Here is a 12,193-nt window from a genome sequence, read left to right as displayed (position 1 = left end):
AAATATTCATAAAGTGCGCCGCCAGGGATAATTAATAAACAGTCTATTGTAATCATAACTATTCTCATTTAAACTTTGTGCATAAATTGAACGGGAGTTTATATGTACGTTTGTTTGTGCAATGGCGTAAGCGATAAAAAAATCCGTCAGGTTGTGCGTCAATTTCAACCGCAATCTTTTCAACAATTACGCAAGTTTATTCCCGTTGGAAATCAATGCGGTAAGTGCGTCCGCGCGGCACGTGAAGTGATGGAAGATGAATTAACCAGCATGCCGGAATTCAAAGAAATCGCCTGATCGCGACTCTTCTCTTTTTGACATCCTTATAGCCCGGACTACGCTTCAATAAGTGGAAGCGGAGGGACTTTATAATGAAAGGTGATGTCAAAATCATAAGTTATCTCAATAAATTATTGGGAAACGAACTGGTTGCTATTAACCAGTATTTTCTTCATGCAAGAATGTTCAAGAACTGGGGCCTGATGCGCCTCAACGATATTGAATATCATGAATCTATCGATGAGATGAAACACGCCGATAAGTACATCGAGCGTATTTTGTTTCTTGAAGGGCTGCCTAACCTGCAGGATCTTGGCAAACTTGGCATCGGTGAGGATGTCGAAGAGATGCTGCAGTCTGACTTACGGCTGGAGCTCGAAGGCGCGCAAAACCTGCGTGAGGCAATCGCCTATGCCGACAGCGTTCATGATTATGTCAGTCGCGATATGATGATTGAAATCCTTGCCGATGAGGAAGGCCATATTGACTGGCTGGAAACCGAGTTAGATCTGATCGGCAAAATCGGTCTGCAAAATTACCTTCAATCGCAGATCAAAGTGTCAGACTAGCGAACGTCTGCCACCCGCACCAAAAACCCGCTGCAGTCAGAAATGGCCCAAACGGCAGCGGGTTGTTCAAACCCCATCGTTGTTGCTTACTCCTCCTGAACAACGCCAATATCACCCATGCCATCCCGGCAAGCAGCGATGCGGCCAACACCAGTTGCGGCAACCTCTGCCAGCCGTGCCAGGCGCCGAGGGCGGCAAGATATTTAATGTCGCCGTATCCTAATCCCTCATAGCCGCGAAACACCCTATATAGCCAGTAGAGCAGGGCAAAAATGAGATAGCCTGCAATTGCCCCCCAGACGGCATCCTCTAGCCGCTGCGGCGCCAGACACAGGTAAAAAACAAAACCGCTCCACAGCAGGGGACAGGTGAGGCTGTCAGGAAGAAGACCGCGAAGCAGGTCCTGCCGGCATAACGCCAGGGTTAATCCACAATAACAAACTAAGAAGGGGAGGACGGTAAGCATGGAACACTCCTGTTCGGGGATAATGCGCTCACTTTGCTTATCGTCGCGCGTTAGCGCAAAGCGCATTTGTGCAAGATGGATGGCTGCTTCCTGACTTATTTATCGTGTTATTGCATTGCCGAGCGCCTGGGCGAGAAGACGCGCAAATTGTGGTGATGATTTTCTAATCAGCACTTGCGTCGCGCCTGAATTTGCGTATAATGCGCGGGCCTGTCAAAATTGACGGCCGGTTCGATATGAGCCCTGGTAGCGCAGTTTGCTACCTAACAATGTTCCCAATCGGGGAACTCTGTAAGAACGGTTACACTCTCCCATCAATCGTAATGGGTATGAGGAGTAATCATTTCGTCTATAAAATAATTGGAGCTCTGGTCTCATGCAGAACCAAAGAATCCGTATCCGCCTTAAAGCGTTTGATCATCGTCTGATCGATCAATCAACCGCGGAAATCGTCGAGACTGCTAAGCGCACTGGTGCGCAAGTCCGTGGTCCGATCCCGCTGCCGACCCGCAAAGAGCGTTTCACCGTTCTGATCTCTCCGCACGTCAACAAAGATGCGCGTGATCAGTACGAGATTCGTACTCACAAGCGTCTGGTTGACATCGTTGAGCCAACTGAAAAAACCGTTGATGCTCTGATGCGTCTGGACCTGGCTGCCGGTGTAGACGTGCAGATCAGCCTGGGTTAATCAGGTCATCGAGCGATTGAGAGGTTGATACAATGATTGGTTTAGTCGGTAAAAAAGTGGGTATGACCCGCATCTTCACTGAAGATGGCGTCTCTATCCCAGTAACCGTTATCGAAGTTGAAGCAAACCGCGTTACTCAGGTCAAAGATCTGGCTAACGATGGCTATCGCGCTATTCAGGTTACCACTGGTGCTAAAAAAGCTAACCGTGTAACTAAGCCGGAAGCTGGTCACTTTGCTAAAGCTGGCGTAGAAGCTGGCCGCGGCCTGTGGGAGTTCCGTCTGGCAGATGGTGAAGAATACACCGTTGGTCAGAACATTAGCGTTGAACTGTTTGCTGACGTTAAAAAAGTTGACGTAACCGGTACCTCTAAAGGTAAAGGTTTCGCTGGTACCGTTAAGCGCTGGAACTTCCGTACCCAGGACGCTACCCACGGTAACTCCTTGTCTCACCGCGTTCCGGGTTCTATCGGTCAGAACCAGACTCCGGGCAAAGTGTTCAAAGGCAAGAAAATGGCAGGTCAGCTGGGCAACGAACGCGTTACTGTTCAGAGCCTGGACGTAGTACGTGTTGACGCTGAGCGCAACCTGCTGCTGGTTAAAGGTGGTGTTCCGGGTGCAACCGGCTGCGACCTGATCGTTAAACCAGCTGTGAAGGCGTAAGGGGATAGCAATGGAATTAGTATTGAAAGACGCGCAGAGCGCGCTGACTGTTTCCGAAACTACCTTCGGTCGTGATTTCAACGAAGCGCTGGTTCACCAGGTTGTTGTTGCTTATGCAGCTGGTGCGCGTCAGGGTACTCGTGCTCAGAAGACTCGTGCTGAAGTAACTGGTTCAGGCAAAAAGCCATGGCGCCAGAAAGGTACCGGCCGTGCGCGTTCAGGTTCTATCAAGAGCCCGATCTGGCGTTCCGGTGGCGTAACCTTCGCTGCTCGTCCGCAGGACCACAGTCAAAAAGTTAACAAGAAGATGTACCGCGGCGCGCTGAAAAGCATTCTGTCCGAACTGGTACGTCAGGATCGTCTGATCGTTGTCGAGAAGTTCTCTGTAGAAGCGCCTAAAACTAAGCTGCTGGCTCAGAAACTGAAAGACATGGCTCTGGAAGATGTGCTGATCATCACCGGTGAGCTGGACGAGAACCTGTTCCTGGCCGCACGTAACCTGCACAAGGTTGACGTACGCGATGCGACTGGTATCGACCCGGTTAGCCTGATCGCCTTCGACAAAGTCGTAATGACTGCTGATGCTGTTAAGCAAGTTGAGGAGATGCTGGCATGATTCGTGAAGAACGTCTGCTGAAGGTGCTGCGCGCACCGCACGTTTCTGAAAAAGCGTCTACTGCGATGGAAAAAACCAACACCATCGTTCTCAAAGTTGCTAAAGACGCGACCAAAGCAGAAATCAAAGCTGCTGTGCAGAAACTGTTTGAAGTCGAAGTCGAAGTCGTTAACACCCTGGTAGTTAAAGGGAAAGTTAAACGTCACGGACAGCGTATCGGTCGTCGTAGCGACTGGAAAAAAGCTTACGTCACCCTGAAGGAAGGCCAGAATCTGGACTTCGTCGGCGGCGCTGAGTAAGTCGGAGGAGTAATACAATGGCAGTTGTTAAATGTAAACCGACATCTCCGGGTCGTCGCCACGTTGTTAAAGTGGTCAACCCAGAGCTGCACAAGGGCAAACCTTTTGCTCCGCTGGTTGAAAAAAACAGCAAATCCGGCGGTCGTAACAACAATGGCCGTATCACCACTCGTCATATCGGTGGTGGTCACAAGCAGGCTTACCGTATTGTTGACTTCAAACGCAACAAAGATGGTATCCCGGCAGTTGTTGAACGTCTTGAGTACGATCCGAACCGTTCCGCGAACATCGCGCTGGTTCTGTACAAAGACGGTGAGCGCCGTTACATTCTGGCCCCGAAAGGCCTGAAAGCTGGCGACCAGATTCAGTCTGGCGTTGATGCTGCAATCAAAGCAGGCAACACCCTGCCGATGCGCAATATCCCGGTTGGTTCTACCGTTCATAACGTAGAAATGAAACCAGGTAAAGGCGGTCAGCTGGCTCGTTCCGCTGGTACTTACGTTCAGATCGTTGCTCGTGACGGTGCTTATGTCACCCTGCGTCTGCGTTCTGGTGAAATGCGTAAAGTCGAAGCAGACTGCCGCGCTACTCTGGGCGAAGTTGGCAATGCTGAGCATATGCTGCGCGTTCTGGGTAAAGCAGGTGCTGCACGCTGGCGTGGTGTTCGTCCTACCGTTCGCGGTACTGCGATGAACCCAGTCGATCACCCACATGGTGGTGGTGAAGGTCGTAACTTTGGTAAGCACCCGGTATCCCCGTGGGGCCTGCAGACCAAAGGTAAGAAGACCCGCAGCAACAAGCGTACTGATAAATTCATCGTACGTCGCCGTAGCAAATAATTTTAGAGGATAAGCCATGCCACGTTCTCTCAAGAAAGGTCCTTTTATTGACCTGCACTTGCTGAAGAAGGTAGAGAAAGCGGTGGAAAGCGGAGACAAGAAGCCCCTGCGCACTTGGTCCCGTCGTTCAACGATCTTTCCTAACATGATCGGTTTGACCATCGCTGTCCATAATGGTCGTCAGCACGTTCCAGTCTTTGTTTCCGACGAAATGGTTGGTCACAAACTGGGTGAATTCGCACCGACTCGTACTTATCGCGGCCACGCTGCTGATAAAAAAGCGAAGAAGAAATAAGGTAGGAGGAAGAGATGGAAACTTTAGCTCAACATCGCCATGCTCGTTCTTCTGCTCAGAAGGTTCGCCTTGTAGCTGACCTGATTCGCGGTAAGAAAGTGTCGCAGGCCCTGGATATTCTGACCTACACCAACAAAAAAGCTGCTGTACTGGTCAAGAAGGTACTGGAATCTGCCATTGCTAACGCTGAACACAACGATGGCGCTGACATTGATGATCTGAAAGTTGCGAAAATTTTCGTAGACGAAGGCCCGAGCATGAAGCGCATTATGCCGCGTGCTAAAGGTCGTGCAGATCGCATCCTGAAGCGCACCAGCCACATCACTGTGGTTGTGTCCGATCGCTGAGACTCTGGAGACTAGCAATGGGTCAGAAAGTACATCCTAATGGTATTCGCCTGGGTATTGTCAAACCATGGAACTCTACCTGGTTCGCGAACACCAAAGAATTCGCTGACAACCTGGACAGCGATTTTAAAGTACGTCAGTTCTTAACTAAAGAGCTGGCTAAAGCGTCTGTATCTCGCATCGTTATCGAGCGTCCGGCTAAGAGCATCCGTGTGACCATTCACACTGCTCGCCCGGGTATCGTTATCGGTAAGAAAGGCGAAGACGTAGAAAAACTGCGCAAGGTCGTAGCGGATATCGCTGGCGTTCCTGCACAGATCAATATTGCCGAAGTTCGTAAGCCTGAACTGGACGCTAAATTGGTTGCTGACAGCATCACTTCTCAGCTGGAACGTCGCGTTATGTTCCGTCGTGCTATGAAGCGTGCTGTACAGAACGCAATGCGTCTGGGCGCTAAAGGTATCAAAGTTGAAGTTAGCGGCCGTCTGGGCGGCGCGGAAATCGCACGTACCGAATGGTACCGTGAAGGTCGCGTACCGCTGCACACTCTGCGTGCTGACATCGACTACAACACCTCTGAAGCGCACACCACTTACGGTGTAATCGGCGTTAAGGTATGGATCTTCAAAGGTGAGATCCTGGGTGGTATGGCTGCTGTTGAACAACCGGAACCGGCTGCTCAACCTAAAAAGCAGCAGCGTAAAGGCCGTAAATAAGGAGCGTCGCTGATGTTACAACCAAAGCGTACAAAATTCCGTAAAGTGCACAAAGGCCGCAACCGTGGTCTGGCGCAGGGTACGGATGTTAGCTTCGGCACTTTCGGTCTGAAAGCTGTTGGCCGTGGTCGTCTGACTGCACGTCAGATCGAAGCAGCACGTCGTGCTATGACCCGTGCAGTTAAGCGTCAAGGTAAGATCTGGATCCGTGTATTCCCGGACAAACCGATCACCGAGAAGCCGCTGGAAGTTCGTATGGGTAAAGGTAAAGGTAACGTGGAGTACTGGGTTGCCTTGATTCAGCCGGGTAAAGTCCTTTATGAAATGGACGGCGTACCGGAAGAGCTGGCCCGTGAAGCATTCGGCCTGGCAGCAGCGAAACTGCCGATCAAAACCACCTTTGTAACTAAGACGGTGATGTAATGAAAGCAAAAGAGCTGCGTGAAAAAAGCGTTGAAGAGCTGAACGCTGAGCTGCTGAACCTGCTGCGTGAGCAGTTCAACCTGCGTATGCAGGCTGCAAGTGGCCAGCTGCAACAGACTCATCTGCTGAAGCAAGTGCGTCGTGATGTTGCACGCGTTAAGACTTTACTGACTCAGAAGGCGGGTGCGTAATGACCGATAAAATCCGTACTCTGCAAGGTCGCGTAGTTAGCGACAAAATGGAGAAATCCATTGTTGTTGCTATCGAACGTTTTGTGAAACACCCGATCTACGGTAAATTCATCAAACGTACGACCAAACTGCACGTACATGACGAGAACAACGAATGTGGTATCGGCGACAAGGTTGAAATCCGTGAATGCCGTCCACTGTCCAAGACTAAGTCCTGGACGCTGGTTCGCGTTGTAGAGAAAGCGGTTCTGTAATAGAGTACGCATTCTCAATACGAATAAACGGCTCAGCGATGGGCCGTTTATTTTTTCTACCCATATTGCAGAAGCGGTGTTATAATGCCGCGCCCTCGATATGGGGCTTTTTAACGACCCAGCTTTTGGGTCCCAGTAGTAGTTGACATTAGCGGAGCACTAAAATGATCCAAGAACAGACTATGCTGAACGTCGCCGACAACTCCGGTGCACGTCGCGTAATGTGTATCAAGGTTCTGGGTGGCTCGCACCGTCGCTACGCAGGCGTAGGCGACATCATCAAGATCACCATCAAAGAAGCAATTCCGCGTGGTAAGGTCAAGAAAGGTGATGTGCTGAAGGCGGTAGTGGTGCGCACCAAGAAGGGTGTTCGTCGCCCGGACGGTTCTGTCATTCGCTTCGATGGTAATGCATGCGTTATTTTAAACAATAACAGCGAGCAACCTATCGGTACGCGTATTTTTGGGCCGGTAACTCGTGAACTTCGTAACGAGAAGTTCATGAAAATTATCTCTCTGGCACCAGAAGTACTCTAAGGAGCGAATCATGGCAGCGAAAATCCGTCGTGATGACGAAGTTATCGTGTTAACCGGTAAAGATAAAGGTAAACGCGGTAAAGTTAAAAATGTCCTGTCTTCCGGCAAGGTCATTGTTGAAGGTATCAACCTGGTTAAGAAACATCAGAAGCCGGTTCCGGCCCTGAACCAACCAGGCGGCATCGTAGAGAAAGAAGCAGCTATTCAAGTCTCTAACCTTGCTATCTTCAACGCGGCAACCGGCAAGGCTGACCGTGTAGGCTTTAGATTCGAAGACGGCAAAAAAGTCCGTTTCTTCAAATCTAATAGCGAAACTATCAAGTAATTTGGAGTAGTACGATGGCGAAACTGCATGATTACTACAAAGACGAAGTAGTCGCTAAACTCATGACTGAGTTTAACTACAATTCTGTCATGCAAGTCCCTCGGGTCGAGAAGATCACCCTGAACATGGGTGTTGGTGAAGCGATCGCTGACAAGAAACTGCTGGATAACGCAGCAGCTGACCTGACAGCAATCTCCGGTCAAAAACCGCTGATCACCAAAGCACGCAAATCAGTTGCAGGCTTCAAAATCCGTCAGGGCTATCCGATCGGCTGTAAAGTAACTCTGCGCGGCGAGCGCATGTGGGAGTTCTTTGAGCGCCTGATCACTATTGCTGTACCGCGTATCCGTGACTTCCGTGGCTTGTCCGCTAAGTCTTTCGACGGTCGTGGTAACTACAGCATGGGTGTCCGTGAGCAGATCATCTTCCCAGAAATCGACTACGATAAAGTCGACCGCGTTCGTGGTTTGGATATTACCATTACCACTACTGCGAAATCTGATGAAGAAGGCCGCGCTCTGCTGGCTGCCTTTGACTTCCCGTTCCGCAAGTAAGGTAGGGTTACTTAATGGCTAAGCAATCAATGAAAGCACGCGAAGTAAAGCGCGTGGCTTTAGCTGATAAATTCTTCGCTAAACGCGCTGAACTGAAAGCTATCATCTCTGATGTGAACGCAACCGACGAAGATCGTTGGAACGCTGTTCTCAAGCTGCAGACTCTGCCGCGTGATTCCAGCCCGTCTCGTCAGCGTAATCGCTGCCGTCAAACAGGTCGTCCGCATGGTTTCCTGCGGAAGTTCGGGTTGAGCCGTATCAAGGTCCGTGAAGCCGCTATGCGCGGTGAAATCCCGGGTCTGAAAAAGGCTAGCTGGTAATTGTCACCAATTGAATCACGGGAGTAAAGACAGATGAGCATGCAAGATCCGATCGCGGATATGCTGACCCGTATCCGTAACGGTCAGGCCGCGAATAAAGCTGCGGTCACCATGCCTTCCTCCAAGCTGAAAGTGGCAATTGCCAACGTGCTGAAGGAAGAAGGCTTTATTGAAGATTTTAAAGTTGAAGGCGACATCAAGCCGGAACTGGAACTGACTCTTAAGTATTTCCAGGGTAAAGCTGTTGTAGAAAGCATTCAGCGTGTCAGCCGCCCAGGTCTGCGCATCTACAAACGTAAAGATGAGCTGCCGAAAGTTATGGCGGGTCTGGGTATCGCAGTTGTTTCTACCTCTAAAGGTGTTATGACTGATCGTGCAGCGCGCCAAGCTGGTCTTGGTGGCGAAATTATCTGCTACGTAGCCTAATCGGAGGAAAAAATGTCTCGTGTTGCTAAAGCACCGGTCGTTGTTCCTGCCGGCGTTGACGTTAAAGTCAACGGTCAGGTTATTACGATCAAAGGTAAAAATGGCGAGCTGACTCGTACTCTCAACGATGCTGTTGAAGTTAAACATGCAGATAATGCTCTGACCTTCGGTCCGCGTGATGGTTACGTAGACGGATGGGCTCAGGCTGGTACCGCGCGTGCCCTGCTGAACTCAATGGTTATCGGTGTTACCGAAGGCTTCACTAAAAAGCTTCAGCTGGTTGGTGTAGGCTATCGTGCAGCGGTTAAAGGGGATGTAGTAAACCTGGCTTTAGGTTTCTCTCATCCTGTTGAACATAAGCTGCCGGCCGGTATCACTGCAGAATGCCCGACTCAAACTGAAATCGTGCTGAAAGGCGCTGATAAGCAGGTGATCGGTCAGGTTGCAGCAGATCTGCGCGCCTACCGTCGTCCTGAGCCTTACAAAGGCAAGGGTGTTCGTTACGCCGACGAAGTCGTGCGTACCAAAGAGGCTAAGAAGAAGTAAGGTAACACTATGGATAAGAAATCTGCTCGTATCCGTCGTGCGACCCGCGCACGCCGCAAGCTCCAGGAGCTGGGTGCAACTCGCCTGGTGGTACATCGTACCCCGCGTCATATTTACGCACAGGTAATTGCTCCGAATGGTTCTGAAGTTCTGGTAGCTGCTTCTACTGTAGAAAAAGCTATCTCTGAACAACTGAAGTACACCGGTAACAAAGACGCGGCTGCAGCTGTGGGTAAAGCTGTTGCTGAACGCGCTCTGGAAAAAGGCATCAAAGATGTTTCCTTTGACCGTTCCGGGTTCCAATATCATGGTCGTGTCCAGGCACTGGCAGATGCTGCCCGTGAAGCTGGCCTTCAGTTCTAAGGTAGAGGTGTAAGATGGCTCACATCGAAAAACAAGCTGGCGAACTGCAGGAAAAGCTGATCGCGGTAAACCGCGTATCTAAAACCGTTAAAGGTGGTCGTATTTTCTCCTTCACAGCTCTGACTGTAGTTGGTGACGGTAACGGTCGCGTAGGTTTTGGTTACGGTAAAGCGCGTGAAGTTCCAGCAGCGATCCAGAAAGCGATGGAAAAAGCCCGTCGCAATATGATTAACGTCGCGCTGAATACTGGCACCCTGCAGCACCCGGTTAAGGGTACTCACACGGGTTCTCGTGTATTCATGCAGCCGGCTTCCGAAGGTACCGGTATCATCGCCGGTGGTGCAATGCGCGCCGTTCTGGAAGTCGCTGGGGTTCGTAACGTTCTGGCTAAAGCATATGGTTCCACCAACCCGATCAACGTGGTTCGTGCAACTATTGATGGCCTGGAAAATATGAAGTCTCCAGATATGGTCGCTGCCAAGCGTGGTAAATCCGTTGAAGAAATTCTGGGGAAATAAACCATGGCAAAGACTATTAAAATTACTCAAACCCGCAGTGCAATCGGTCGTTTGCCGAAACACAAGGCAACGCTGCTTGGCCTGGGTCTGCGTCGTATTGGTCACACCGTAGAGCGCGAGGATACTCCTGCTGTTCGTGGTATGGTCAACGCGGTTTCCTTCATGGTTAAAGTTGAGGAGTAAGAGATGCGTTTAAATACTCTGTCTCCGGCCGAAGGCTCCAAAAAGGCGGGTAAACGCCTGGGTCGTGGTATCGGTTCTGGCCTCGGTAAAACCGGTGGTCGTGGTCACAAAGGTCAGAACTCTCGTTCTGGCGGTGGCGTACGTCGCGGTTTCGAGGGTGGTCAGATGCCACTGTACCGTCGTCTGCCGAAATTCGGCTTCACTTCTCGTAAAGCAATGATCACTGCAGAAGTTCGTCTGTCTGATCTGGCTCACGTAGAAGGCGATGTGGTAGACCTGAACACGCTGAAAGCGGCTAACATTATCGGTATCCAGATCGAGTTCGCGAAAGTGATCCTGTCTGGTGAGGTAACTCGTCCGGTAACTGTTCGTGGCCTGCGCGTGACTAAAGGCGCTCGTGCTGCTATCGAAGCTGCTGGCGGTAAAATTGAGGAATAAGTAGCAGATGGCTAAACAACCGGGATTAGATTTTCAAAGTGCCAAAGGTGGAATTGGCGAACTGAAACGCAGACTTTTGTTTGTTATCGGTGCGCTGATTGTGTTCCGTATTGGCTCTTTTATTCCGATCCCTGGTATTGATGCCACTGTACTTGCCAAACTGCTTGAGCAACAGCGAGGCACCATCATTGAAATGTTTAACATGTTCTCTGGTGGTGCTCTCAGCCGTGCTTCTATCTTTGCTCTGGGGATCATGCCGTATATTTCGGCGTCGATCATTGTCCAGCTGCTGACCGTTGTTTATCAACCGCTGGCAGAACTGAAGAAAGAAGGGGAGTCTGGTCGTCGTAAGATCAGCCAGTACACCCGCTACGGTACTCTGGTGCTGGCTATATTCCAGTCGATCGGTATTGCTACCGGTCTGCCGAATATGCCTGGTATGCAGGGCCTGGTGATTAATCCGGGCTTTGCATTCTATTTCACCGCTGTTGTTAGTCTGGTCACAGGGACTATGTTCCTGATGTGGCTCGGCGAACAGATCACCGAACGCGGTATCGGAAACGGTATCTCGATCCTGATCTTCGCCGGGATCGTTGCGGGACTCCCGCCGGCCATCGCCCATACTATCGAGCAAGCGCGTCAAGGCGACCTGCACTTCCTCCTGTTGCTGTTGGTTGCAGTATTAGTATTTGCAGTGACCTTCTTCGTTGTATTCGTTGAACGTGGTCAACGCCGCATTGTGGTAAACTACGCTAAGCGTCAACAGGGTCGTCGTGTCTATGCTGCACAGAGCACACATTTACCGCTGAAAGTGAATATGGCGGGGGTAATCCCGGCAATCTTCGCTTCCAGTATTATTCTGTTCCCGGCGACCATCACGTCATGGTTCGGGGGCGGTACTGGTTGGAACTGGCTGACAACAATTTCGCTGTATTTGCAGCCTGGGCAACCGCTTTATGTGTTACTCTATGCGTCTGCAATCATCTTCTTCTGTTTCTTCTACACGGCGTTGGTTTTCAACCCGCGTGAAACAGCAGATAACCTGAAGAAGTCCGGTGCATTTGTACCAGGAATTCGTCCGGGAGAACAAACGGCGAAGTATATCGATAAAGTAATGACCCGCCTGACTCTGGTCGGTGCGTTGTATATCACTTTTATCTGCCTGATCCCGGAGTTCATGCGCGATGCAATGAAAGTGCCGTTCTACTTCGGTGGAACCTCGCTGCTTATTGTTGTCGTCGTGATTATGGACTTTATGGCTCAAGTGCAAACTCTGATGATGTCTAGTCAGTATGAGTCTGCATTGAAGAAGGCGAACCTGAAAGGCTACGGCCGCTAAC

At 50.5% G+C, this 12,193-nt stretch carries 25 protein-coding genes; 24 read left to right on the top strand and 1 reads right to left on the bottom strand.

The window, feature by feature from the left end; translation table 11 throughout:
- Positions 1–102 precede the first annotated feature (102 nt).
- Both bfd and bfr read left to right on the top strand, forming a co-directional pair.
- Positions 103–297, top strand: coding sequence for a bacterioferritin-associated ferredoxin (bfd, locus tag EAE_RS05070; protein ID WP_015369419.1), 195 nt, complete (start codon positions 103–105; stop codon positions 295–297).
- Between the two features lie 74 nt (positions 298–371).
- The gene (bfr, locus tag EAE_RS05065; protein WP_015369420.1) at positions 372–848 is read left to right on the top strand and encodes a bacterioferritin; all 477 of its coding nucleotides are present in this window, start codon (positions 372–374) and stop codon (positions 846–848) included.
- On the opposite strand, the gene EAE_RS05060 is transcribed toward bfr, so the two are convergent.
- The gene (locus EAE_RS05060) at positions 832–1,314 is read right to left on the bottom strand and encodes a prepilin peptidase (RefSeq protein ID WP_015369421.1); all 483 of its coding nucleotides are present in this window, start codon (positions 1,312–1,314) and stop codon (positions 832–834) included. The two genes, bfr and EAE_RS05060, sit on opposite strands and share 17 nt — an antisense overlap.
- A 376-nt stretch (positions 1,315–1,690) precedes the next feature.
- Between EAE_RS05060 and rpsJ the strand changes: the two genes are divergently transcribed.
- From rpsJ to secY, 22 genes are all read left to right on the top strand, one after another.
- The gene (gene rpsJ / locus EAE_RS05055; protein WP_001181005.1) at positions 1,691–2,002 is read left to right on the top strand and encodes a 30S ribosomal protein S10; all 312 of its coding nucleotides are present in this window, start codon (positions 1,691–1,693) and stop codon (positions 2,000–2,002) included.
- Between the two features lie 32 nt (positions 2,003–2,034).
- Positions 2,035–2,664, top strand: a complete 630-nt coding sequence (gene rplC, locus EAE_RS05050; protein WP_015369422.1) for a 50S ribosomal protein L3 — start codon at positions 2,035–2,037, stop codon at positions 2,662–2,664.
- A gap of 10 nt (positions 2,665–2,674) precedes the next feature.
- Positions 2,675–3,280 carry a 50S ribosomal protein L4 gene (gene rplD, locus EAE_RS05045; RefSeq protein WP_000424395.1) on the top strand — a complete coding sequence of 202 codons (606 nt, stop codon included), beginning with the start codon at positions 2,675–2,677 and terminating at the stop codon, positions 3,278–3,280.
- A complete protein-coding gene (rplW, locus tag EAE_RS05040; protein WP_000617546.1) occupies positions 3,277–3,579 on the top strand; it encodes a 50S ribosomal protein L23 in 303 nt (100 codons plus the stop codon). Before rplD ends, rplW begins: the two co-directional genes overlap by 4 nt.
- A 17-nt stretch (positions 3,580–3,596) precedes the next feature.
- On the top strand, positions 3,597–4,418 hold the full coding sequence (gene rplB / locus EAE_RS05035) for a 50S ribosomal protein L2 (RefSeq protein WP_015369423.1): 822 nt from the start codon (positions 3,597–3,599) through the stop codon (positions 4,416–4,418).
- A gap of 16 nt (positions 4,419–4,434) precedes the next feature.
- Positions 4,435–4,713, top strand: coding sequence for a 30S ribosomal protein S19 (gene rpsS, locus EAE_RS05030; RefSeq protein WP_001138115.1), 279 nt, complete (start codon positions 4,435–4,437; stop codon positions 4,711–4,713).
- 14 nt (positions 4,714–4,727) lie between these two features.
- Positions 4,728–5,060 (top strand): 50S ribosomal protein L22, encoded by a 333-nt coding sequence (rplV, locus tag EAE_RS05025; protein WP_002919773.1) that lies wholly within the window; start codon positions 4,728–4,730, stop codon positions 5,058–5,060.
- Between the two features lie 17 nt (positions 5,061–5,077).
- The gene (rpsC, locus tag EAE_RS05020; protein WP_002919766.1) at positions 5,078–5,776 is read left to right on the top strand and encodes a 30S ribosomal protein S3; all 699 of its coding nucleotides are present in this window, start codon (positions 5,078–5,080) and stop codon (positions 5,774–5,776) included.
- Between the two features lie 12 nt (positions 5,777–5,788).
- Positions 5,789–6,199 carry a 50S ribosomal protein L16 gene (rplP, locus tag EAE_RS05015; protein ID WP_002919759.1) on the top strand — a complete coding sequence of 137 codons (411 nt, stop codon included), beginning with the start codon at positions 5,789–5,791 and terminating at the stop codon, positions 6,197–6,199.
- Complete coding sequence (rpmC, locus tag EAE_RS05010) at positions 6,199–6,390, top strand: 50S ribosomal protein L29 (protein WP_002919754.1); 192 nt, start codon at positions 6,199–6,201, stop codon at positions 6,388–6,390. The genes rplP and rpmC overlap by 1 nt, the downstream gene beginning before the upstream one ends.
- A complete protein-coding gene (gene rpsQ / locus EAE_RS05005) occupies positions 6,390–6,644 on the top strand; it encodes a 30S ribosomal protein S17 (RefSeq protein WP_002438707.1) in 255 nt (84 codons plus the stop codon). The genes rpmC and rpsQ overlap by 1 nt, the downstream gene beginning before the upstream one ends.
- Positions 6,645–6,808: 164 nt before the next feature.
- Positions 6,809–7,180 (top strand): 50S ribosomal protein L14, encoded by a 372-nt coding sequence (rplN, locus tag EAE_RS05000; RefSeq protein ID WP_000613954.1) that lies wholly within the window; start codon positions 6,809–6,811, stop codon positions 7,178–7,180.
- A gap of 10 nt (positions 7,181–7,190) precedes the next feature.
- Positions 7,191–7,505, top strand: coding sequence for a 50S ribosomal protein L24 (gene rplX / locus EAE_RS04995; protein WP_015369424.1), 315 nt, complete (start codon positions 7,191–7,193; stop codon positions 7,503–7,505).
- A gap of 14 nt (positions 7,506–7,519) precedes the next feature.
- The gene (rplE, locus tag EAE_RS04990) at positions 7,520–8,059 is read left to right on the top strand and encodes a 50S ribosomal protein L5 (protein ID WP_003031123.1); all 540 of its coding nucleotides are present in this window, start codon (positions 7,520–7,522) and stop codon (positions 8,057–8,059) included.
- Positions 8,060–8,073: 14 nt separating this feature from the next.
- Positions 8,074–8,379, top strand: coding sequence for a 30S ribosomal protein S14 (gene rpsN / locus EAE_RS04985; protein WP_002919667.1), 306 nt, complete (start codon positions 8,074–8,076; stop codon positions 8,377–8,379).
- Positions 8,380–8,412: 33 nt separating this feature from the next.
- Positions 8,413–8,805, top strand: coding sequence for a 30S ribosomal protein S8 (gene rpsH, locus EAE_RS04980; protein WP_008807048.1), 393 nt, complete (start codon positions 8,413–8,415; stop codon positions 8,803–8,805).
- 12 nt (positions 8,806–8,817) lie between these two features.
- Positions 8,818–9,351, top strand: coding sequence for a 50S ribosomal protein L6 (rplF, locus tag EAE_RS04975; protein ID WP_008807049.1), 534 nt, complete (start codon positions 8,818–8,820; stop codon positions 9,349–9,351).
- Positions 9,352–9,360: 9 nt separating this feature from the next.
- The gene (gene rplR, locus EAE_RS04970; protein WP_006817270.1) at positions 9,361–9,714 is read left to right on the top strand and encodes a 50S ribosomal protein L18; all 354 of its coding nucleotides are present in this window, start codon (positions 9,361–9,363) and stop codon (positions 9,712–9,714) included.
- Between the two features lie 14 nt (positions 9,715–9,728).
- On the top strand, positions 9,729–10,232 hold the full coding sequence (rpsE, locus tag EAE_RS04965; protein WP_015703641.1) for a 30S ribosomal protein S5: 504 nt from the start codon (positions 9,729–9,731) through the stop codon (positions 10,230–10,232).
- Positions 10,233–10,235: 3 nt separating this feature from the next.
- Entirely contained in the window at positions 10,236–10,415 is a 180-nt protein-coding gene (rpmD, locus tag EAE_RS04960) for a 50S ribosomal protein L30 (RefSeq protein ID WP_001140434.1), read from the top strand.
- A 3-nt stretch (positions 10,416–10,418) separates the two neighbouring features.
- On the top strand, positions 10,419–10,853 hold the full coding sequence (gene rplO / locus EAE_RS04955) for a 50S ribosomal protein L15 (protein WP_015369426.1): 435 nt from the start codon (positions 10,419–10,421) through the stop codon (positions 10,851–10,853).
- A 7-nt stretch (positions 10,854–10,860) separates the two neighbouring features.
- Complete coding sequence (gene secY, locus EAE_RS04950; protein ID WP_015703640.1) at positions 10,861–12,192, top strand: preprotein translocase subunit SecY; 1,332 nt, start codon at positions 10,861–10,863, stop codon at positions 12,190–12,192.
- Position 12,193 lies beyond the last annotated feature (1 nt).

The sequence above is a fragment of the Klebsiella aerogenes KCTC 2190 genome (genome assembly GCF_000215745.1).
Taxonomy (GTDB): domain Bacteria; phylum Pseudomonadota; class Gammaproteobacteria; order Enterobacterales; family Enterobacteriaceae; genus Klebsiella; species Klebsiella aerogenes.
This window is presented reverse-complemented; position numbering and strand designations above follow the sequence as displayed.

Excerpts from the sequence above, each read along its gene's own strand:
- rplO (WP_015369426.1), top strand. The coding sequence starts at position 10,419 with ATGCGTTTAAATACTCTGTCTCCGGCCGAAGGCTCCAAAAAGGCGGGT.
- EAE_RS05060 (WP_015369421.1), bottom strand. The coding sequence starts at position 1,314 with ATGCTTACCGTCCTCCCCTTCTTAGTTTGTTATTGTGGATTAACCCTG.
- rplD (WP_000424395.1), top strand. The coding sequence starts at position 2,675 with ATGGAATTAGTATTGAAAGACGCGCAGAGCGCGCTGACTGTTTCCGAA.
- rplX (WP_015369424.1), top strand. The coding sequence starts at position 7,191 with ATGGCAGCGAAAATCCGTCGTGATGACGAAGTTATCGTGTTAACCGGT.
- bfr (WP_015369420.1), top strand. The coding sequence starts at position 372 with ATGAAAGGTGATGTCAAAATCATAAGTTATCTCAATAAATTATTGGGA.
- rpmC (WP_002919754.1), top strand. The coding sequence starts at position 6,199 with ATGAAAGCAAAAGAGCTGCGTGAAAAAAGCGTTGAAGAGCTGAACGCT.
- rpsE (WP_015703641.1), top strand. The coding sequence starts at position 9,729 with ATGGCTCACATCGAAAAACAAGCTGGCGAACTGCAGGAAAAGCTGATC.
- rplV (WP_002919773.1), top strand. The coding sequence starts at position 4,728 with ATGGAAACTTTAGCTCAACATCGCCATGCTCGTTCTTCTGCTCAGAAG.
- rplN (WP_000613954.1), top strand. The coding sequence starts at position 6,809 with ATGATCCAAGAACAGACTATGCTGAACGTCGCCGACAACTCCGGTGCA.
- rpsN (WP_002919667.1), top strand. The coding sequence starts at position 8,074 with ATGGCTAAGCAATCAATGAAAGCACGCGAAGTAAAGCGCGTGGCTTTA.
- rplC (WP_015369422.1), top strand. The coding sequence starts at position 2,035 with ATGATTGGTTTAGTCGGTAAAAAAGTGGGTATGACCCGCATCTTCACT.
- rplF (WP_008807049.1), top strand. The coding sequence starts at position 8,818 with ATGTCTCGTGTTGCTAAAGCACCGGTCGTTGTTCCTGCCGGCGTTGAC.
- rplP (WP_002919759.1), top strand. The coding sequence starts at position 5,789 with ATGTTACAACCAAAGCGTACAAAATTCCGTAAAGTGCACAAAGGCCGC.
- rpmD (WP_001140434.1), top strand. The coding sequence starts at position 10,236 with ATGGCAAAGACTATTAAAATTACTCAAACCCGCAGTGCAATCGGTCGT.
- rpsS (WP_001138115.1), top strand. The coding sequence starts at position 4,435 with ATGCCACGTTCTCTCAAGAAAGGTCCTTTTATTGACCTGCACTTGCTG.
- secY (WP_015703640.1), top strand. The coding sequence starts at position 10,861 with ATGGCTAAACAACCGGGATTAGATTTTCAAAGTGCCAAAGGTGGAATT.
- rpsJ (WP_001181005.1), top strand. The coding sequence starts at position 1,691 with ATGCAGAACCAAAGAATCCGTATCCGCCTTAAAGCGTTTGATCATCGT.
- rpsC (WP_002919766.1), top strand. The coding sequence starts at position 5,078 with ATGGGTCAGAAAGTACATCCTAATGGTATTCGCCTGGGTATTGTCAAA.
- rplR (WP_006817270.1), top strand. The coding sequence starts at position 9,361 with ATGGATAAGAAATCTGCTCGTATCCGTCGTGCGACCCGCGCACGCCGC.
- bfd (WP_015369419.1), top strand. The coding sequence starts at position 103 with ATGTACGTTTGTTTGTGCAATGGCGTAAGCGATAAAAAAATCCGTCAG.
- rplE (WP_003031123.1), top strand. The coding sequence starts at position 7,520 with ATGGCGAAACTGCATGATTACTACAAAGACGAAGTAGTCGCTAAACTC.
- rpsH (WP_008807048.1), top strand. The coding sequence starts at position 8,413 with ATGAGCATGCAAGATCCGATCGCGGATATGCTGACCCGTATCCGTAAC.
- rpsQ (WP_002438707.1), top strand. The coding sequence starts at position 6,390 with ATGACCGATAAAATCCGTACTCTGCAAGGTCGCGTAGTTAGCGACAAA.
- rplB (WP_015369423.1), top strand. The coding sequence starts at position 3,597 with ATGGCAGTTGTTAAATGTAAACCGACATCTCCGGGTCGTCGCCACGTT.
- rplW (WP_000617546.1), top strand. The coding sequence starts at position 3,277 with ATGATTCGTGAAGAACGTCTGCTGAAGGTGCTGCGCGCACCGCACGTT.